At 72.2% G+C, this 19,751-nt stretch carries 19 protein-coding genes; 10 read left to right on the top strand and 9 right to left on the bottom strand.

Annotated elements, in window-relative coordinates; genetic code table 11:
• Positions 1-41 precede the first annotated feature (41 nt).
• Positions 42-1,007, top strand: a complete 966-nt coding sequence (locus ABD211_RS02270; protein ID WP_344125644.1) for a hypothetical protein — start codon at positions 42-44, stop codon at positions 1,005-1,007.
• Positions 1,008-1,093: 86 nt separating this feature from the next.
• Positions 1,094-1,693, top strand: a complete 600-nt coding sequence (locus ABD211_RS02265) for a hypothetical protein (RefSeq protein WP_344125641.1) — start codon at positions 1,094-1,096, stop codon at positions 1,691-1,693.
• A gap of 27 nt (positions 1,694-1,720) precedes the next feature.
• On the opposite strand, the gene purH is transcribed toward ABD211_RS02265, so the two are convergent.
• Complete coding sequence (gene purH, locus ABD211_RS02260; RefSeq protein WP_344125639.1) at positions 1,721-3,280, bottom strand: bifunctional phosphoribosylaminoimidazolecarboxamide formyltransferase/IMP cyclohydrolase; 1,560 nt, start codon at positions 3,278-3,280, stop codon at positions 1,721-1,723.
• Positions 3,277-3,885 carry a phosphoribosylglycinamide formyltransferase gene (gene purN / locus ABD211_RS02255; protein ID WP_344125637.1) on the bottom strand — a complete coding sequence of 203 codons (609 nt, stop codon included), beginning with the start codon at positions 3,883-3,885 and terminating at the stop codon, positions 3,277-3,279. The genes purH and purN overlap by 4 nt, the downstream gene beginning before the upstream one ends.
• A 95-nt stretch (positions 3,886-3,980) precedes the next feature.
• On the opposite strand from purN, the gene ABD211_RS02250 reads away from it, so the two are divergent.
• The gene (locus ABD211_RS02250) at positions 3,981-4,265 is read left to right on the top strand and encodes a CD225/dispanin family protein (protein WP_344125635.1); all 285 of its coding nucleotides are present in this window, start codon (positions 3,981-3,983) and stop codon (positions 4,263-4,265) included.
• Positions 4,266-4,334: 69 nt separating this feature from the next.
• Here ABD211_RS02250 and ABD211_RS02245 read toward each other — a convergent pair whose 3' ends face one another.
• The 4 genes from ABD211_RS02245 to icmB form a co-directional block, all read right to left on the bottom strand.
• Positions 4,335-5,618 (bottom strand): cell division protein PerM, encoded by a 1,284-nt coding sequence (locus tag ABD211_RS02245; RefSeq protein ID WP_344125633.1) that lies wholly within the window; start codon positions 5,616-5,618, stop codon positions 4,335-4,337.
• A gap of 78 nt (positions 5,619-5,696) precedes the next feature.
• The gene (sucD, locus tag ABD211_RS02240; protein WP_344125631.1) at positions 5,697-6,581 is read right to left on the bottom strand and encodes a succinate--CoA ligase subunit alpha; all 885 of its coding nucleotides are present in this window, start codon (positions 6,579-6,581) and stop codon (positions 5,697-5,699) included.
• A 4-nt stretch (positions 6,582-6,585) separates the two neighbouring features.
• The gene (gene sucC / locus ABD211_RS02235; RefSeq protein ID WP_344125629.1) at positions 6,586-7,764 is read right to left on the bottom strand and encodes an ADP-forming succinate--CoA ligase subunit beta; all 1,179 of its coding nucleotides are present in this window, start codon (positions 7,762-7,764) and stop codon (positions 6,586-6,588) included.
• Positions 7,765-8,219: 455 nt separating this feature from the next.
• On the bottom strand, positions 8,220-8,630 hold the full coding sequence (icmB, locus tag ABD211_RS02230; protein ID WP_344125627.1) for a coenzyme B12-dependent isobutyryl CoA mutase small subunit: 411 nt from the start codon (positions 8,628-8,630) through the stop codon (positions 8,220-8,222).
• 242 nt (positions 8,631-8,872) lie between these two features.
• Between icmB and ABD211_RS02225 the strand changes: the two genes are divergently transcribed.
• Positions 8,873-9,595: a M23 family metallopeptidase gene (locus ABD211_RS02225; protein ID WP_344125625.1), complete on the top strand. Its 723-nt coding sequence runs from the start codon at positions 8,873-8,875 to the stop codon at positions 9,593-9,595.
• A gap of 315 nt (positions 9,596-9,910) precedes the next feature.
• Positions 9,911-10,684 (top strand): M23 family metallopeptidase, encoded by a 774-nt coding sequence (locus ABD211_RS02220; protein WP_344125623.1) that lies wholly within the window; start codon positions 9,911-9,913, stop codon positions 10,682-10,684.
• A gap of 63 nt (positions 10,685-10,747) precedes the next feature.
• Here ABD211_RS02220 and pcrA read toward each other — a convergent pair whose 3' ends face one another.
• Positions 10,748-13,114, bottom strand: a complete 2,367-nt coding sequence (pcrA, locus tag ABD211_RS02215) for a DNA helicase PcrA (protein ID WP_344125621.1) — start codon at positions 13,112-13,114, stop codon at positions 10,748-10,750.
• Positions 13,115-13,377: 263 nt separating this feature from the next.
• Here pcrA and ABD211_RS02210 point away from each other — a divergent pair, with 263 nt between their 5' ends.
• Together ABD211_RS02210 and ABD211_RS02205 are read left to right on the top strand one after the other, a co-directional pair.
• Positions 13,378-13,698 (top strand): chorismate mutase, encoded by a 321-nt coding sequence (locus tag ABD211_RS02210; protein ID WP_344125619.1) that lies wholly within the window; start codon positions 13,378-13,380, stop codon positions 13,696-13,698.
• A gap of 89 nt (positions 13,699-13,787) precedes the next feature.
• Positions 13,788-14,525, top strand: a complete 738-nt coding sequence (locus tag ABD211_RS02205) for a PIG-L deacetylase family protein (protein ID WP_344125617.1) — start codon at positions 13,788-13,790, stop codon at positions 14,523-14,525.
• A 4-nt stretch (positions 14,526-14,529) separates the two neighbouring features.
• Here the strand turns inward: ABD211_RS02205 and ABD211_RS02200 are convergent, their stop codons facing one another.
• Together ABD211_RS02200 and ABD211_RS02195 are read right to left on the bottom strand one after the other, a co-directional pair.
• Entirely contained in the window at positions 14,530-15,189 is a 660-nt protein-coding gene (locus ABD211_RS02200; protein ID WP_344125615.1) for a response regulator, read from the bottom strand.
• A complete protein-coding gene (locus ABD211_RS02195) occupies positions 15,186-16,472 on the bottom strand; it encodes an ATP-binding protein (RefSeq protein WP_344125612.1) in 1,287 nt (428 codons plus the stop codon). Before ABD211_RS02195 ends, ABD211_RS02200 begins: the two co-directional genes overlap by 4 nt.
• Before the next feature lie 163 nt (positions 16,473-16,635).
• Between ABD211_RS02195 and ABD211_RS02190 the strand changes: the two genes are divergently transcribed.
• From ABD211_RS02190 to ABD211_RS02180, 3 genes are all read left to right on the top strand, one after another.
• Positions 16,636-18,072 carry a PspC domain-containing protein gene (locus ABD211_RS02190; protein ID WP_344125610.1) on the top strand — a complete coding sequence of 479 codons (1,437 nt, stop codon included), beginning with the start codon at positions 16,636-16,638 and terminating at the stop codon, positions 18,070-18,072.
• Positions 18,069-18,329, top strand: coding sequence for a hypothetical protein (locus tag ABD211_RS02185; RefSeq protein ID WP_344125608.1), 261 nt, complete (start codon positions 18,069-18,071; stop codon positions 18,327-18,329). The genes ABD211_RS02190 and ABD211_RS02185 overlap by 4 nt, the downstream gene beginning before the upstream one ends.
• Before the next feature lie 113 nt (positions 18,330-18,442).
• Positions 18,443-19,702 (top strand): phosphatidylserine decarboxylase, encoded by a 1,260-nt coding sequence (locus tag ABD211_RS02180; RefSeq protein WP_344125605.1) that lies wholly within the window; start codon positions 18,443-18,445, stop codon positions 19,700-19,702.
• The last annotated feature ends 49 nt before the right edge of the window (positions 19,703-19,751 follow it).

The following is a 19,751-nucleotide window of genomic DNA, read 5'->3' as shown; positions in this document are numbered from 1 at the left end:
GCCGTTGGGGTCGACGCGGCATCGTCCGCCTCGGCGCCGCGATGGCCAGCGGCACGCTCGCGGTCGGCACCCTGGCCGTGCTCACCACCGCCCCGACGGCACTGGCCTCGGACGATGAGCGTAACTGGGCGGCGCGTTCGGGCTTTTCCCGGACCGATGACCGTTCGTTCCGCAACGAGCCCCGGCACGCGGGCGTCAACGACACTCCCCGCGTGTACGCGTACTGGGTCGACGCGCGCGACCCGCGCGCCAGGGTGGCGCGGGGCACCACGGTGAAGGTGCCCTTCGGGGCGTACGCCCCCGAGGGCGTCAGCCGGGTGACCGTCGTGCTGGAGACCGCCGGCCTGGACGCCCGCAAGGTGACGGTCAGCGGCGTCGCCACGACGTGCGCCCAGGCCCGCACGAAGATCACCTGCAACTTCACCGTCTCGCGCGCCGGTTGGCAGACCGCCGAGGTGACCCTGCGCGCCCCGCGGGAAGCGTCGACCGGCTGGGCCGGTTGGGTCGCGCTGACCGCGGGCGCGGACGGCCGCACGGGCTGGCTGCCGACGTTCGGCCGGGTGGACGTCGTGGCCGCGCCACCGAGCGGCTTCGCCCCTCCTCGCCCGCGTCCGTCCGAGCCGCCCGCGCTCAACCCGCCGGGCCGGCCCACGATCGGGGCGACAGCGAGCGCCCCCCGGGACGGCGACGATGACGGCCGCACGGCCGGCGACAACACCGGGCCCACCCGTGCCGCGCCGACGACCACCGCCGCACCCACGTCCGCCGGGGCCCCCCAGGTCGTCCCGCCGACCAGCGACGCGGCGGGCGGCGTGATCGCCCTGCCCAACGGCGGCGACGCCGCACCCGACCTGGCCGACCTGGCGGCCCGCCCGCGACAGGTGACGAACTGGCCGGCCACGTTCGGCGCGTTCGGATTCCTGCTCGTCATCGTGCTCACCATGATCGCCGTCGCCGGCAACCGGCTCGGCTGGTTCGAGGAGAGCACGGCCGCCCACCGCGCCTGACCTGCCGTTTCTTGACAGAGGCCGGGAGGTCCCGTCAGGATGTCCCTCCGTCCACGGGGGCGGCGCGCACGCGGACGGAAGGCAACATGATCATGCGAGCTGCCCGGACCCGGGCCGCACTGGCGTGCGCCGTCGGCGTCGCGGGCCTGACCGCCGCCTGCACCACCCAGGCCGCGCCGCCCACCAGCACCGCCACCGTCGCCGCCACCCCGGTGGTGACCCCCGCGGCCTGCGCCGACCCGCGGGTCACCTGGACGCACGTGGAGACAACGCCCCTGCTCGCCCAGCGCACGGCGGCGGTGACGGTCAAGAAGGGCGACGTGGTGCCCTGGGTCCCGATCACCGTCTGGCAGCCCGTCGTCGGCGCCACGACGTCGGACGTCAGCGTCGAGGCGCTCGTCCAGTCGCTGCGCGACCGGGAGGAGCGGCATTTCGCCCTGCCGGGCGAGGCGCTGTCCGACACGGGCACGACCGTCGCGGGCGGCCCCGAAAGGGTCGCGCTCTTCCTGGCCGTCAACCGGGTCAGCGCCGACTTCACCTACACGTGCGCGGGAACGACCGGCAGCGGAACCCTCATGACCTGGAACGAACGCGCCGTGGGCATCGTCGGCTGCGACAGCACCACAAAGGACCTCGCCAGGATGACCCCGTACGCCCGGGAGACGTTCCGGCTGTCCTGCACCTGAGCGGGCGCGGGACAGCCGCGGCGCGCGTCAGTGGAAGAAGTGGCGGGTGCCGGTCAGGTACATCGTCACGCCGGCCCTGGCGGCGGCCGCGATGACCTCCTCGTCCCGGACCGAGCCGCCCGGCTGGACGACGGCGCGCACGCCCGCGTCGAGCAGCACCTCAAGGCCGTCCGGGAACGGGAAGAAGGCGTCGGACGCGGCCACCGAGCCGGCCGCCCGCTCGGCACCCGCCCGGGCCACCGCGAGCTTCGCGGAGTCGACCCGGTTGACCTGCCCCATGCCCACGCCCACGGCGGCGCCGTCGGACGCGAGCAGGATCGCGTTGGACTTCACGGCCCGCACCGCCCGCCAGGCGAACGCGAGATCGGCCAGCGTCGCCTCGTCGGCCGGCTCGCCGGTCGCCAGCGTCCAGGTGGCCGGGTCGTCGCCCTCGGCGTCGATGCGGTCGCGCTGCTGGGTGAGCACCCCACCGGAGATCTCGCGCACCTCGGCGGGCGTCGGGGTGAACGGCGGCGCGACGAGCACCCGCAGGTTCTTGCGGCCCGCGAGGACGTCCACGGCACCGTCCGCGTAGGACGGCGCGACGATCACCTCGGTGAAGATCTCCGCGACCTGGTTGGCCAGCTCGACGCTGACCTCCCGGTTGACGGCGATCACCCCGCCGAACGCGGACACCGGGTCGGTGGCGTGCGCCTTGCGGTGCGCCTGCGCCACGTCGGCGCCGACCGCGATGCCGCACGGGTTGGCGTGCTTGATGACCGCCACGGCCGGGTCGGCGAAGTCGTTGCAGGTCCGCCAGGCGGCGTCCGCGTCGACGTAGTTGTTGTAGGACATCTCCTTGCCGTGCAGCTGCTTGGCCTGGGCCAGGCCCGGCGGCAGGTCGGGCGCGGTGTAGAGCGCCGCGCCCTGGTGCGGGTTCTCGCCGTAGCGCAGCACGGCCTTCTTCGTCAGCGCCAGACCCGCGAACTCGGGCCAACCGTCCTCGGCGGGCGCCAGGTGCCCCGCCCACCAGCGGGCGACCGCCACGTCGTACTCCGCGATGTCCGCGAACGCCCGGCCTGCGAGGGCGCGGCGCTCGCGCAGCGTGAGGCCGCCGTCGGCGATGGCCTTGATAACCATGGGGTACGCGTCGGGAGAGGTCACGACGGCGACGTTGGCGTGGTTCTTCGCGGCGGCCCGCACCATGGCCGGCCCGCCGATGTCGATCTTCTCGATGCACTCGTCGTCGTCGGCGCCGGAGGCGACGGTCTCGCTGAACGGGTACAGGTTGCTCACCAGCAGCTCGAACGGCGCGATGCCCAGCTCGGTCAGCTGCTCGCGGTGCGAGTCCAGCCGCAGGTCGGCGAGCAGGCCGGCGTGCACCTTCGGGTGCAGCGTCTTCACCCGACCGTCGAGGCACTCGGCGAAGCCGGTCAGGTGCTCGACGCGGGTCACCGGGTAGCCCAGCGCCTCGACGCGCACGGCGGTGTTGCCCGTGGACACGATCTCGACGCCGGCGTCGCCGAGCGCGCGGATCAGCTCGTCCAGCCCGGTCTTGTCCCACACGCTCAGCAGCGCACGGCGAATAGGAGTGCGGGACTCGGTCATGGAACGGTGACCTTCCTTCCGGTGATCGTCCAACCGTCGCGGACCATCCGGCCCACGTACTCGACGAGCTGTCGGCGCTCGACGTCCTTGATGCGCTCGGTGAGGGTGTCCTCGGTGTCGTCGTCGTGGACGGGCACCGCCACCTGCGCGATGATCGGCCCGGTGTCCACGCCGTCGTCCACGATGAACAGGGTCGCGCCGGCGATCTTCACGCCGTACTCCAGCGCGTCGCGCGGGCCGTGGATGCCGGGGAAGCCGGGCAGCAGCGCGTTGTGCGTGTTGAGGTAACGCCCCGCGAAGGTGGTCAGGAACTCCTTGCCGACCAGCTTCAGGAACCCGGCCGAAACCACAAGATCCGGAGCGTGCGCTTGGCAGCGGGCGGTGAGCTCGGCGTCCCAGTCCTCCCTGCTTGCGAAGTCAGGGACCCGGCAGACGAAGGTCGGGATGCCGTGCGTGGCGGCCCGGTCGAGGCCCGCGATGCCGTCCCGGTCGGCGCCGACGGCCACCACCTCCGCGCCGTACGCGGGGTCGGCGCAGGCGTCGATAAGAGCCTGCAGGTTGGAGCCGGAGCCGGAGATCAGAACAACGAGACGCGCTTTCCCCACGCGAGCAGCCTAACGTGGCCATTTTGGGACTGTGCGGACGGGCACCGGCCTAGTACCCTGCCGTAGTTCGGCTTCATCCCTCACAAGGAGCATCCATGGTGCAGCCCGGTTACTCCGGCCAACCTCAGCAGATCGACAACAACATGACGATGTCGATCGTCGCCATCTTCCTTTTCTGGCCGCTCGCGATCCCGGCCATCATCAACGCTTCCAAGGTGAACCCGCTGGTCCAGCAGGGCGACATCGCGGGTGCGCAGGCCGCGGCCGCCGAGTCGAAGAAGTGGTCGAAGCTGGCCCTCATCATCGGTCTGGCGTGGTACGCCATCGTGATCGTCTGCTGCCTGCTCGGTGGCCTCGGCAGCATGATGAGCACCACCTGAGTCAGCCAATGGCTGCACGGCGGCGGGTCTCCCTCGGGAGGCCCGCCGTTCGCGTTGTCGGGGCGCGGATCAGTCGTCGCGCGGCCGCACGCCGCGGTAGCCGGCGGCGCCGATCACCGTGCCCACGCTGACGATGCCCGCGGCGCACAGGGCCACGAGCCACGGCACCGGGCCGAGCTCGGCCATCCGGCCGTCGCCGAGCCCGCCGCGCGAGACGAATGCGGCCACCCCGAGCAGCGCCCCGGCCACCGGCCCGGCCAGCACCCCCGACCAGATCAGCATGGGCAGCCGGACAGCCCGCGAGCCGGACACCCGCAGGCGGCGCCGGGTGGCCAGCGCGCTGGCCAACACCGCCGCGACCAGCGGCCCCGCCACCAGCACGGCGGACGGCCCGGACACGGGCGCCGACGGCAGCGCCGCCAGGATGGGCAGCCCCGGCAGCGGTCCGCTCACCACGGCCCACGGCGTGACGGCCGCGCCCACGCCGACGACGAACCCCGGCCCCAACAGGTAGCTCGTCGCCCACACGGTGAGGTTCGGCAGGTACGCCAGGCAGGCCAGGGTGACCCCGGCCTGGCCGAACACGCCCGTCTGGAACCCGTCGAGCATGTCGACGGCGTCGCCGCCGTGCACGGCGAGCGCCAGACCGGCCGTGCCCGCGCCCGTGGCCACCACGAGCAGTGCCGCCACCACGCCGACCCGGATGGCGTCCTTGACCAGCAGCGGCAGCCGGGCCACGGCCGCCCGCGCCGACCGGCTGGACCGCAGCGCCCCGGCGAGCGCCCCGACCAGCCCGAACAGGCCACAGGTCAGGGCCGCGCGGGGCGGGTGGGCGGCCAGGTCGGGGCCGGTCATCAGGGCCGCGATGAGCGTCCCCCAGCCCGCGTAGCAGATCGCCACCGCCACGGCGGCCGCCACCGCCGTGCGTACCCGCCGGCTCTTGTTTCCGCCCTGCGACCGGCTCGCGTGCACCCCGGCGCGGACCACCCGCCAGGCGCACAGCGCGGTGACCACCAGCGGCGCCAGGGAGATGTGATCGGTCGCGGTGGTCAGCGGAACGCCGTGCGACAACAGCCACGCGGCGGAGGCGAACCTCGCCACGTCCGCGAGCGAGAGCGAGGACCCGAGCCCACCCACCGCGACCACAAGGAACATCAGCGAGTACGACGTGAGAGCCGCCCAGCCGCTCGCGATGGCGGCCGACAAGGCGAGCGGCGCCCGGTGGCGGACGCGCCGGGCCGCCGCCGGCACGCGGCGGGTGCCGCCGCTGGTCGCGGGTTCGCTTCGCGGCGCGGGGACCGGCACTGTGTCGCGGGTGGCGAGGGTGGCGTCGTCGTCGGTGGGCGCGGGCATCGCCCTTCACTTAAACAGAGATCGGGGCGACCGGTCATCCCGACCGGCCGCCCCGACGTCGCGAATAGCTCTTTGGAACTAACCCTGCATCAGGGCGCGCATGATGTTCGCCGTCTCGGTGGGGGTCTTGCCCACCTTGACGCCGACCGCCTCCAGCGCCGCCTTCTTCGCGTCGGCGGTGCCGGCCGAACCGGAGATGATGGCGCCCGCGTGGCCCATCGTCTTGCCGGGCGGCGCGGTGAAGCCGGCGATGTAGCCGACGACCGGCTTGGTCACGTTGGCCTTGATGAAGTCCGCCGCGCGCTCCTCGGCGTCGCCGCCGATCTCGCCGATCATCACGATCGCGTCGGTGTCGGGATCGTCCTGGAACGCCGCCAGGGCGTCGATGTGGGTCGTCCCGATGATCGGGTCGCCGCCGATGCCGACGCACGTCGAGAAGCCGATGTCGCGCAACTCGTACATCATCTGGTAGGTCAGCGTGCCCGACTTCGAGACCAGGCCGATGCGGCCGGACCCGGTGATGTCGGCCGGGATGATGCCGGCGTTGGAGGCGCCGGGGCTCGCGATGCCCGGGCAGTTGGGGCCGATGATCCGCGTCTTGTTGCCGGTGGCCACGGCGTGCGCCCAGAACGCCGCGGTGTCGTGCACCGGGACGCCCTCGGTGATGACGACGGCGAGCGGGATCTCCGCGTCGATCGCCTCCAGGACGGCTGCCTTGGTGAACGCCGGCGGCACGAAGATGACGCTGACGTCGGCGCCCGCCTCGGCCATCGCCTCGGCCACCGTGCCGAAGACGGGCACGCTGTGCCCCTCCAGCTCGACCTTCTGGCCGGCCTTGCGCGGGTTCGTGCCGCCCACGACGTTCGTGCCGGCGCGCAGCATGCGGGCCGCGTGCTTGCTGCCCTCGGCGCCGGTGATGCCCTGGACGATCACCTTGGATTCGCTGGTGAGCCAGATAGCCATTGCGTCACACCCCCGCAGCCGCGAGCTCGGCCGCGCGCTTCGCGGCACCGTCCATAGTGTCCACCCGCTCGACCAGCGGATTGTTCGCCGAGTCCAGGATCCGGCGGCCCTCCTCGGCGTTGTTGCCGTCGAGGCGCACGACGAGCGGCTTGTCGACCGTCTCGCCGCGCTCGGTGAGCAGCGCCAGCGCCTGAACGATGCCGTTGGCGACCGCGTCGCAGGCGGTGATGCCGCCGAACACGTTGACGAACACGCTCTTCACGGCCGGGTCCGACAGGACGATCTCCAGACCGTTCGCCATCACGGCCGCGCTCGCGCCGCCGCCGATGTCGAGGAAGTTGGCCGGCTTCACGCCGCCGAACTCCTCACCCGCGTACGCGACCACGTCGAGGGTCGACATGACCAGGCCCGCGCCGTTGCCGATGATGCCGACCTCGCCGTCGAGCTTGACGTAGTTGAGGTCCTTGGCCTTCGCGGCCTGCTCCAGCGGGTCGACCGCCGACTTGTCCTCCCACGCGGCGTGGTCGGGGTGGCGGAAGTCCGCGTTCGCGTCGAGGGTGACCTTCGCGTCGAGCAGCAGGACCTTGCCGTCGTCGACCTTGGCCAGCGGGTTCACCTCGACGAGCGTGGCGTCCTCGGCCACGAACGCCTGCCACAGGCCCTGGGCGATCTCGACGATCTGCTCGGCGACCTCTTCAGGGAACGCGGCCTTCGTCACGATCTCGCGCGCGGTCGCCTCGTCGACGCCCTTGTTGGCGTCGATCGGCAGCTTCACGACCTTCTCGGGCGCGTCGTGGGCGACCTGCTCGATCTCCATGCCGCCCGCGGTGCTGGCGATGCAGAGGAAGCTGCGGTTCGCCCGGTCGAGCAGGTAGGAGAAGTAGTACTCCTCGGTGATGGCCGCCGTGGTGGTGACCATGACCTTGTGGACCGTGTGGCCCTTGATGTCCATGCCGAGAATGTCGGTCGCGCGGGCCTGCGCCTCGTCGACGCCGTCGGCGAGCTTCACGCCGCCGGCCTTGCCCCGACCCCCGACCTTCACCTGAGCCTTCACGACCACCCGGCCGCCCAGACGCTCCGCGATCTCGCGGGCCTCGGCCGGGGTCGTGGCGACGCCGCCGTCCAGAACCGGCAGGCCGTGCCGGTCGAACAGCTCGCGTCCCTGGTATTCGTACAGGTCCACGTAAACCTCTTCGCTGACGTATACGCGCCGCTCACTTTTTCGGGCGGGCCTTATCGTCCCGCAGCCTAGCGAGCCGGACACCGCGCGCATCCCGGCAGGCACGTCCTGTGCCCAAGCGCACACCCCAAGTCCACACCAGGCGGCGACCGCGTGGGCAGGTTTCCCGCGCCGGGAAGCCGAAATCCGACAAACCGCGTAACCGGCTCCGTCAGGCGTCGTTGAGTGTGATGTCGGTGGCGGAGATCGAAGCCGGCGACGAAGACGGCCGATGCCCTGTCGGTCGAGGGGTGGCGGCGGGGCATCGTGCATAGAGAGGCCGGACGTGTGAGGGGTGCGTCCGGCCTCTCACTTCGCGCGCCCACCCCCCCGCACCCAAACCGGCAAAGTCGCAACTTTGCCGGTTACCCGGAGCCGGATAGCCAGCAGAGTTGTGACTTTGCCGCATCGGACGGGCGTTAGGCGACGGCGGTGGGGACGTTGGCGCGGACCCAGTCGACGATCGCCTGGGTGGAGGCGCCGGGGGTGAAGATCTTGGCGACGCCCATCTCGGTCAGCTCGGGGATGTCCGCGTCGGGGATGATGCCGCCGCCGAACACCACGATGTCCTCGGCGCCCTGCTCGCGCAGCAGCTCGACGACCCGGCGGAACTGCGTCATGTGCGCGCCGGACAGCACCGACAGCCCCACGACGTCCGCGTCCTCCTGGATGGCCGTCGCGACGATCTGGTCCGGGGTCTGATGGAGGCCGGTGTAGATGACCTCCATGCCCGCGTCCCGCAGCGCCCGGGCCACGACCTTGGCCCCGCGATCGTGGCCGTCCAGGCCCGGCTTCGCGATGACGACCCGGATCCGCTGCTGCTCGCTCATGAAACCTCCTGAACGTTTCCTCAGGAAACTACGCTAACGCGCCGCCGCGCTTCTTGGCTTCCCCACGTGTGCGCAGCTCCCCGCCCCGGCACGACCGTAACCGTCTGTAACCGTTTGGTCGCCCGCGTGCCAGCTTGTGACGACGGGCACCTGTTCGCTACCGTGTCGAGCGGTGTGCGTGGAGGCAACTCCCGTACACCCGTGACACACAGTGCTCACGTGTCCGACGAGACGGAGGGCGTGTGCAACCCAAGGCGCAGGACGGGCGCTACACCGGCCGTCGTCGCGTACCCACACCCCCTCGTAGCCGCTATGCGGCCGTCGTCACGACCGCGGTCGTCGGCGCGGGTGTTGTCGTACTCGGCGCGGGCGCAGCCGCCCCCGACGCGGGTCCCAGCCACACCGACGCCTACTCAGTCGACCCCGCCGCCACGAGCATCACGACCGTCGAGGACCGCGTCGCCGCGCAGGACCGGGCCAACCGGGCCGCGGACCGCGCCGGACCCGCCTCGACGGTGGAGCAGGCCGCCCCCGATGTGTGGTATCTGCCGCTCCGCCGGCAGTACGAGATCACCACGCTGTTCGAGATGCGCTGGGGCGAGATGCACACCGGCCTGGACCTCGCCGTGCCGTACGGGACGCCGGTCTACGCGGTGCACGCCGGCACCGTCACCCTCGCGCGGTACAACGGCGGGTGTGGCAACGCCGTGGAGATCGACCACGGCAACGGCATCCTCACGAAGTACTGCCACGCCTCGAAGCTGCTGGTCAAGGAAGGCCAGCACGTGGACGCCGGCACGCCGATCACGCAGGCGGGCAACACGGGCTTCTCATTCGGGGACCATCTGCACTTCGAGGTGCACATCAACGGCAAGCCCGTCGACCCGATGCGCTGGATGCGGGAGCGTGGCGTGGACATCGCCAACCGCCTCGAAGCCGCCAACGGCGCCATCATCATCTCCTAGGGTCTTGACACTGCGTTGAGGTCGCGCCGGACTCGGGCGGACAACGGCGCCGCTGTGCCCGCGCGTCCCATTCCGCAAGGCCCTTGCCCGCGCAACTACCGGCCGGCAGTGACGAACCTCATAGGGGAATCTGGGAGTCAGGTCACATCCGGCATGGCCGAAAAATCGGAAAAACGCTCACGTACGAGTCGGTAACCCACGCGATCCGGGATGGTTCGAGGCACCTGTGCCGGCCCTGAAAACAGATCTTCGGCGCGTCGCCAAGCACCATGGTCACAGTTCGTGTCCATGACGACGACGCTGGAGTAACCCCCCGTGCACAACAGCACCACCCCCGAGGGCCAGACCGACCGCCCCGTCATTAAGAACCGCGTGGCCCAGCTCCGCACCGCAGTACAGCTCCGACTTGCCAAGCTCGACAGCAGTAAGCGACTTATGGCCAGCGGCCTCGCCGTAGCCGCTCTCGCCGCGATCGGCGTGACCGCCGCCGGCACCGCCCCGTCGTCCGCGCACGACGCGCAGGTCGCCCTCGTCGGCGACCGCACCGGCCTGCGGGCCGACCGGTCCAGCCGCGACGACGCCGCGCTGAAGACCAGCCAGGAGGCGGCGGCCAAGAGCGCCGAGGCCGCCAAGAAGGCCGCCGCGGCGAAGAAGGCCGCCGCGAAGAAGGCCGCCAACCAGTGGGTCTACCCGATGGGGAAGTTCGACGTGACGTCCTGTTACGAGTACCGGACGGACCCCTACCCGCAGTACCACAAGGGCATCGACTTCGCGAACGTCTCCGGTACGCCGATCCGCGCCGCTCACGCCGGCACCGTGATCGCGGCCGGCGACATCGGCGACGGCTACGGCAACAAGGTCGTCATCAGCCACGGCAACAGCACCTGGACCCTGTACGGGCACGCCTCCCGCCTGGCGGTGCACGCCGGCCAGAAGGTGGCCGCCGGGCAGACCATCTCCTACGAGGGCAGCACGGGCGACTCCACCGGCCCCCACCTTCACTTCGAGGTGTGGCGCGGCAGCCAGTGGAACCAGGTCGACCCGGCCAAGTTCCTCCGCGCGCACGGCGTCAACATGCGCACCTGCTGAGCTTCCCCACCCCCGGATAGTCGAGGGCCCGGCCGATACGGCCGGGCCCTCGACTCGTTCGGCTCAGAGCTTGTCGATCGGGGCGTGCCGCAGCACGATCCACATCACCTGGTCGCCGAAGTCGATCTGGGCCTGCGCGCGGGCACCGGCGCCCTCCACGGCCACCACCCGCCCGACGCCCCACCGCTGGTGGTTGACCCGGTCGCCGGCCGCCAGGCTGGGCACGTCCGAGCGCGCCAGCTCGCTCGCGGTGGTGAACTTCGACGGGTCGAGCCCGAGCCGCGAGGCGATCTCGGTGGCCTTCGGGGTGCCCCCCACGAAGCGCGACTCGACGGGCGCGCCCCGACCACCCACCCCGGACCGCCCCGACCAGCTCGTGTAGGCGGCCTCGGTGCGCTTCCAGTCGACCAGGTCGGCCGGCAGCTCGTCGATGAACCGGCTGGCCGGGTTGTGCTGCGGCGCGCCCCACGCGGACCGGGTCACCGACCGGGACAGGTAGAGCCGCTGCCGCGCGCGGGTGATGCCCACATACGCCAGGCGGCGCTCCTCCTCCAGCTCGGTGCGGTCGCCCAGGGAGCGCAGGTGCGGGAAGACGCCGTCCTCCAGGCCGGTCAGGAACACGACGGGAAACTCCAGCCCCTTGGCGGTGTGCAGCGTCATGAGGGTGACGACGCCCTGGTGGTCGGGGTCGTCCTCGGGGATCTCGTCGGCGTCCGCGACCAGCGCGACCTGCTCCAGGAACCCCGCGAGGCTCGGGCCCGCCGCGTCCTCGCCCTCGGCGGCCGCCGCGATGGCCTCGGCGCGCTCCGTGTACTCCCGGGCGACGCTCACGAGCTCCTGGAGGTTCTCCACCCGGCCGGCATCCTGCGGGTCGGGGCTGTCCTCCAGCTCGACCAGGTAGCCGGAGCGCTGCAGCACCGCCTCCAGGACCTCCTCCGGCGGCGCGACCACGGTCATCTCGCGCAGCTCGCCGAGCATGGCGACGAAGTCGGCGATGGAGTTCGCCGCCCGGGCGGAGATCCCGACCGCCTCGTGGGCCCGCGCCAGCGCCGCGCCGAACGAGATCCGCTCGCGGCTGGCCAGCGCCTCCACGCACGCCTCGGCGCGGTCGCCGATGCCCCGGCGGGGCGTGTTGAGGATGCGCCGCAGGCTCACCATGTCGTCGGGGTTCGCGATCGCGCGCAGGTACGCCAGCGCGTCGCGGACCTCCTTGCGCTCGTAGAAGCGCACCCCGCCGACGACCTTGTACGGCAGGCCGAGGCGGATGAAGATCTCCTCGAACACGCGCGACTGCGCGTTGGTGCGGTAGAACACCGCCACGTCGCCGTAGCGCACGCCCCCGTCGTCGACGAGCCGGTCGATCTCGCGGGCCACCCAGTCGGCCTCGCCGTGCTCGGTGTCCGCCACGTACGCCGTGATGGGCGCGCCCTCGCCGGCCTCGCTCCACAGCCGCTTGGGCCGCCGCTCGCTGTTGCGCGCGATGACGGCGTTGGCCGCGTTGAGGATGGTCTGCGTGGAGCGGTAGTTCTGCTCGAGCAGGATGGTGCGCGCGTCCGGGAAGTCGCGCTCGAACTCCAGGATGTTGCGGATCGTCGCGCCGCGGAACGCGTAGATCGACTGGTCGGCGTCGCCGACGACGCACAGCTCGCCCGTCTGCCCGACCAGCTCCTTGACCAGCACGTACTGAGCGTGGTTGGTGTCCTGGTACTCATCCACCATGACGTGGCGGAACCGGCGACGGTAGTGCTCGGCGGTGTCGGGGTGCTCCTGCAGCAGACGCACCGTCATCATGATCAGGTCGTCGAAGTCGAGCGCCTGCGCCTCCGCGAGCCGGCGCTGGTACAGCACGTACGCCTCCGCGACGGTGCGTTGGTGCGGGCCCTGCGCCCGGTCGGTGGCCGCCTGCGGGTCGATGAGCTCGTTCTTGAGGTTGGACACCTCGGCGGCGAGCGCCCGGGCCGGGTGCCGCTTCGGGTCGAGGTCGAGCTCGCGCGCGACGAGCTGCATGAGCCGCCGGGAGTCGTCGGCGTCGTAGACGCTGAAGGTGGACTTGAGCCCCAGCTGGGCATGTTCGGCGCGCAGGAGGCGCAGGCAGGCCGAGTGGAACGTGCTGACCCACATGAACCGCGCGCGGGCGCCGATGATCGCGGCGACCCGCTCCTTCATCTCGGCCGCGGCCTTGTTGGTGAACGTGATCGCCAGCACCTCGCCGGGGTGCACGTCCCGCGCGGCCAGCAGATAGGCGATGCGGTGGGTGAGCACGCGGGTCTTGCCGGAGCCGGCGCCGGCGACGATGAGCAGCGGCGCGCCGGCGTGGGTCACCGCGGCGCGTTGCGCGTCGTTGAGGTCGTCCAGCAACGGGTGCGACTCGGGCTTCCGCTGTGCCGCGACAGGCGGATCAAAGAGCGGCGGATCAAAGAGAGTGGGCATCGTTGAGCGAGTCTATTCCCGCCCCCCGACATGAGGCGCACGTCCCAAAGGGTGGTTCGGGTATCGCGCGGGTGATCGCCGATGGCATACTTGGCGACGTGCAGCACCGTCAGGCGCGATTTTATGGCTACGGCACCGGGATCCCGGCAGCCGTAGGTCGCCCCTGAGCACAGAGACCTACCGCAAGCCCCGGCTCCCACGAGTCCGGGGCTTTTTGGCGCTCCGGGTCGTGTGACACTATCGGATCCATCGAGGAGCATGACATGACCGCCGCACTCACCCCGGCCCCGAACGCCATCACCACCCCGCCCGGCACCACGATCGCTAGTGTGGATGCCGTGCCCGACGAGCACATCTCCGCGCTACGAGAACGGATCGACGAGATCGACTCGGCGATCATCGAGCTGTGGCTCGAGCGTGCCGCGATCTCCCAGGAGGTCGGCAAGACGCGCGTCGCCTCCGGCGGCACGCGCCTCGTCCTCGCCCGCGAACAGCAGATCGTGGCCCGCTTCCGCGAGGCTCTCGGCCCGGACGGCGTCCAGGTCGCCATGCTGCTCCTGCGCGCCGGCCGCGGCCCGCTGTAGCCGTAGCATTCGAGGCGTGAGCGAGCGCAGCGAGCGAACCATCAGCCCAGTTGTCCACGCCGGCACCGCAGCGAAGCGAAGGTGACGGCGTGTGCTTTCCGCCGTCTGCCGCCGCTCTGACCGACGTCACCCGCGCTCTCGGGGTGTTCGCGCATCCCGATGACGTCGACTTCGGCGCGGCCGGCACCATCGCCGGTTGGGTCGACGCCGGCATCGACGTGACGTACGTGATCGTCACGCGCGGCGACGCGGGCGGCTTCGACGACACCCCGCGGGAGCACATCCCGGCGATCCGCGAGGCGGAGCAGCGGGCGGCGGCGTCCGTCGTCGGCGTCAAGACCGTGGAGTTCCTCGACGGGTACGCCGACGGCACGGTGACGGCGAGTCTCGGCCTGCGGCGCGACATCATCGCGGCGATCCGCCGCCACCGGCCAGACCGCGTCATCACCAACTCCCCGCTGCGCCGGTGGGACCGCATCGCGGGTCCCAGCCACCCGGACCACCTGGCCGTCGGCGAGGCGACGACGTGCGCGATCTACCCCGACGCGCGCAACCCGTTCGCCTATCCGGAGCTGCTGAGCGAGCACGGGCTCCAGCCGTGGACGGTGCGGGAGGTCTGGTACACGGCCGGGCCGTCGCCGGACCACGTCGTCGACATCACCGACACGTACGACACGAAGCTCGCGGCCCTGCGCGCGCACGTCTCGCAGACCAGCCACGTCGACCTCGACGCGATCCTGCGGCACCGGCTCGCGGAGACCGCGACCGCCGGCGGCCTCGGCGCGGGGCGCCTCGCCGAGGCGTTCACGGTGCTGCGCACGGAGTAACGCCTCAGACCAGGCGGCGGTCCGCGGCCCAGCGGGACAGCTCGTACCGGTTGGACATCTGCAGCTTGCGCAGCACGTTGGAGACGTGCGTCTCGACGGTCTTGATCGAGATGTACAGCTCCTTGGCGATCTCCTTGTACGCGTACCCGCGCGCGAGCAGGCGCAGCACCTCGCGCTCGCGGTTGGTGAGCTGGTCCAGCTCGGGGTCGACGACGGGCACGTCGGGCCGGGTGGCGAACGCGTCGAGCACGAAGCCGGCCAGGCGCGGGCTGAACACCGCGTCACCCTCGGCGACCCGGCGCACCGCGTCGGCCAGCTGCTCGGGCGAGATGGTCTTGGTGACGTAGCCGCGGGCGCCCGCGCGGATCAGGCCGATCACGTCCTCGGCGGCGTCGGACACGGACAGCGCCAGGAACTTGATCTGCGGGTGCGACCGGCGCAACGCCTCCAGCACCGTGCGGCCACCGCCGTCGGGCATGTGCACGTCGAGCAGCACCACGTCGGGCGCGACGGCGGGAACCCGGGCGATGGCCTCGGGGACGGTCGCCGCCTCGCCGACGACGTCCACGTACGTCCCCAGCTCGGCGCGCACCCCGGCCCGGAACATCGCGTGGTCGTCCACGAGAAACACCCGCAGCCGCTTGCTCTCAGTCCCGTCGGTCATGACGTCGCCTTTCTGTCCCGGCCGCGCGGCAGGTGCAGCGCGACCTCGGTGCCCTCGCCGGGCGCGGTACGGATCTCCGCGGTGCCGCCGTGGCGGTCCATCCGACCGATGATCGACCCCTTCACGCCCTGACGGTCGCCATCCACAGTGGTCAGATCGAACCCGGCGCCACGGTCGCGGACGTACGCGCTGATCTGATCCTCCTCCATTTCGGCGTAGAGCGACACGCTGGGGACCTTGGCGTGGCGCGCCGCGTTCACCAGCGCCTCGCGCACGGCCGCGACCAGTGCCGCCGTGTCGTCGTCGGAGGGCGCGTCGCCGACGATGACGGTCTCCACCGTGATGGCGTAGCTGTCCTCCACCTCGGCGGCGACCTCCTCCAGCGCGGCGGTGACCCGCTCGGTGGGCGACGCGGTCGGCTTGTAGAGCCAGTTGCGCAGGCTGCGCTCCTGGCCGCGGGCCAGCCGCTGGACGCTCGTCGAGTCGCCGGCGTTGCGCTGGATCAGGGCGAGCGTGTGCAGCACCTGGTCGTGCACCACGGCGGCGATCTCGGCGCGCTCCTGCTCGCGGATGCGGGCCACGCGCTCCTCGCGGAGCTGGCCGAAGATCCGGTAGATCAGCGGGGCGAGGATCATGACGACGCCGGCCAGCGCCAGCACCGCGAAGGCGAGGCTCAGCAGGATCGACCCGAGGCCGACATTGCTCAGCGGCGCCGCGTACACGGTGAGCAGGGCGATGATGCCGGTGATGATGAGCAGCCCGCCGCCGATGACCCGCAGCAGCGACCAGCGCCGGTCCTTGTCGGTCTCCTGGTCGAGGCCGCGCACCAGGCGCTGGGTCCACGGCAGCTCCGCCTCGGCGGGGTCGACGCCCGAGCGGCGGCGCGCCGGGTCGGCCTGGTGCCAGATGATGCCGGCTCCCGCCGCCACGAGCGCCAGCAGCGCCACCACGGTCGCGTTGAGGCCGAACCAGCCGAGATGCAACTGCAGCAGGAAGACGCCCGCGATCAGCCCCAGGAACGGCAGCAGCTCCACCGGCCGGCGCTTGCGCGTCGCCGGCGTCGGGGTGGCCTTCGTGACGGGCAGCACCGCCCAGAACGCGACGTAGAGGAGGATGCCCAGGCCGTTGGCCACGACGAGCGCCACGAACCCGATCCGGACGGCGGCCACGGGTAGGTTGAGGTGCTCCGCCAGGCCGGCCGCCACGCCGGCCACGAGCCGGTTGCCCCGGTCGCGGTAGAGGCGACGCGGCTGGTATCCGGCGGCGGCGGCCGTACCATCCATGGTTTTGATCTTTCTGCTCCTGTCGTGCGCGCTGGCGTCCCACCGATCGTCACATGCCACCGGGCGACCGACCAGCCGCGGCGACCCTGATCCGGTAAACCCAGGGTCAGCTCAGGGTCTCCTCCTGAGGCACGCAGGGGCCGCGCGGGTCCACGATCGGTATATGACAGACGACCGTCCCCCACAGCCGCCTGGGACCCCGGACGCACCCGAGCCGGCGACCGCGGGCGCGTCATCCCCGCCTCCGGCGGATGATCTTCCTCCGACACCCCCCGGTGCCGACACCACCGACCCCGGCGCGGGCGCCTACGGCGAGCAGCAGTCGGCCCCGCTGCACGCCTTCGCCGTCCGGCACGGGCTGATCCGGCCCGCGCACGGCCGCGTCTTCGCCGGCGTCTGCGGCGCGTTCGGGCGGGCCACGAACACCGACCCGGTGCTGTGGCGCATCGTGCTCGCCGTGCTCACCTTCTTCGGCGGCGTGGGCCTGGTGGTCTACCTCATCGGCTGGCTGACGCTGCCGTCCGAGGGCGACACGGGCGCGCCCGTCGAGGCCGTCCTCGGCCGCGGCAGGTCGAGCACCCCGACCGTGGTCACCGTCATCGTCGCCTGCATCGTGCTGCTGACGCTGGCGGCGTTCCTCGGCGGTCGGGCCGAGCCCGGCGTGTTCATCGTGCTGCTCCTGCTCGGCGGCGGCTACCTGCTGCTGCGCGAGCGCGGCAAGATCACGGGTCCGCCGCCCGCCTATCCGCCGACCCCGGGCTATCCGCCCGCCCCCGGCTATCCGGTGACACCGCCGCCACCGGCCGGGTACTACCCGCCCACGTCACAAGGAGCCACCATGTCCTCCCCCGCCACGGCGACCACGCCGCTGGCCCCGCCGCCGCCCGGTGCCCCGCCGCGGGCTCCGTTCGCGCCCCACGGGCCGTACGGCCCGCCGCCGGTGCCGCCCACGTGGAACCGGCCCGTGCCAACGCCGCCGACCCCGAAGCCGCCCCGCTCGCGGCTCGGCGGCCTGGTGATCTCCGTACTGCTCCTGGTCCTCGGCGTCGTCGCGCTGATCGACCTGGCCGACAACTCGGTGCCGGGCGAGGTCTACGTGGCCGCCGCGCTGGCCACCGTCGGCCTCGGCCTCGTCATCGGCGCCTGGATCGGCCGGGCCCGGGGCCTCATCGCCCTCGGCATCGTGCTGTCGCTGGGGCTGGGCCTCACGGCGGGCGTGGACCGCGTCCACAACGACGACTGGGGCCACATGGGCAACATCGAATGGCGCCCGCACAACGTGGCCGAGATCGAGGACCACTACCGCCAGGGCGCGGGCGACACCAGGCTCGACCTGTCGAACGTAGACTTCGCCGGCCAGGACGTGACCACCCGGCTCACCACCCGCGCCGGCAACGTCACGATCATCCTGCCCGACAAGGTCGATGCCGTCGTGAACGCCAAGGTGTTCGCCGGCAACGCCGAGGTGCTGGGCGAGCAGTGGGAAGGGCTCTTCAACCCGAAGCGCACCGTCACCGACCTCGACACGGACGGCGCCGGCGGCGGCAAGATCACCATCGTCGTCGAGGTCAGCGCGGGCAACCTGGAGGTGCACCGATGAACCGCCACCGCACCGACGCCGTCTCCCTCGGGTTCGGCCTGATCTTCCTGTTCATCGTGGTCGCCTGGCTCGGCGGCAGCTATCTCGACGTGGGCCTGCCCAACCTCGGCTGGCTCCTGGCGCTCGCCCTGATCGGGCTCGGACTGTTCGGTGTACTCGTGAATCTGCGGCCGCGACGCGAGCCCGCAGCCGCCACGCCGACCTCAGGCGCCCCAGCGGTCGCGGACCCGGACGACAAGCCGGAGCCGACGATCTGACGGGGTCCACCCGCGGGGGTGGGCCGGCCGACCGGCCGGTCCACCCCCGCCGCATATGCTGGCCCTGGCGGGGCCATCCGGGCCCGCCAACCAGTCTTGCCGAAGGGGTCACGATGACCGAGTCAGCCAACGCGCCCGCGCAGACCGGCCTCGCCGGTTTCAGCCGGGTCGACGGCCGGGCCGCCGCCGCCCTCGCCGCCGACTTCGCCCGCCGGACGGGCCCCGCGTCGGGCCTGCTCGTCGGCGTCAGTGGACCGTCCGAGGTGCTCAGCGCCGCGATCGAGGCGCTCGGCGCGGGCGGCGAGCTGACCGTCGTCGCCGGGTCCGCCTCCGACGAGGTCCGCGCCCACGTCGCCGCCGCGTCGGCCCTGGTCGATGCCCGGGTACGGGTGGTCGAGTCGCTCGCCGAGGCCGACCCGGCCGACGCCGTGATCGTGGCGGAGCCGCTGCGCGGCTCCGCCGAGTCCGCCCGCGCCGAGATCGACGGCCTCGCCAAGCAGCTCACCGCCGGCGGCGTGCTCAGCCTCGCGGTGCCCGCCGCCGAGTTCCTCGCCGGGCCCGCGGGCGCCGAGGTGGCCCGCTACGCCGACAGCCACGGCATCGGCAGCGACCTGGTCCTGCTCAACCCGCCGCCGCTGCGCGTGCACCGGCTGCGGTTCACCGCGGCCGACCCGGCGCTCGCCGAGTCCCTGGCCCCCCTCGCGCGCACGAGCAGCGTGAAGCTGTCCCGCACGATGAACATCGACTCCAACGGCGTGGCGGCGGCCGCCATCTCGCTCGGTGCCGCGGCCCTGATCCGCTCGGTGCGGCCGCGCTCGCGTGCCTGGCTGCTGCCGGCGCTCGCCGCCGGCCCGGTGGCCGCGTTCTTCCGCGACCCGCAGCGCGACGTGCCCGCCGACCCGAGCGCCGTGGTCGCGGCCAGCGACGGCAAGGTGCTCTCCGTCGAGCGGTTGCACGACGACAAGCTCGGCACCTGGGGCGACCAGGAGTACCTGCGCATCGCCGTCTTCCTGTCGGTGCTCGACGTGCACGTGAACCGGGCGCCGGTCGCCGGCCGGGTGGCCGACCAGTTCGTCGTCGACGGCGGGTTCGCGGCGGCCATGAAGCCGGAGGCGGAGCACAACGTCGCGGCGTACACGGTGCTCGACACCACGCGCGGGCGGGTCGTCGTCGCGCAGCGGACGGGGCTGATCGCCCGCCGGATCGTGCACCGGGCGCCGGTCGGGGCGCTGCTGGCGAAGGGCGAGCGCTTCGGCCTCATCCGCTTCGGCTCGCGTACGGACGTCTACCTGCCGGCGGACCTCGCGACGGCCGAGGTGGCCGTGGGCGACCGCGTGGTCGGCGGCGAGACGGTCATCGCCCGCTGGATCTGACATGACGAGAGGGGCCCCGCGTGAGCGGGGCCCCTCTCGTGTGCCTGTT

This window comes from Luedemannella flava, assembly GCF_039528515.1.
GTDB lineage: Bacteria > Actinomycetota > Actinomycetes > Mycobacteriales > Micromonosporaceae > Luedemannella > Luedemannella flava.
This window is presented reverse-complemented; position numbering and strand designations above follow the sequence as displayed.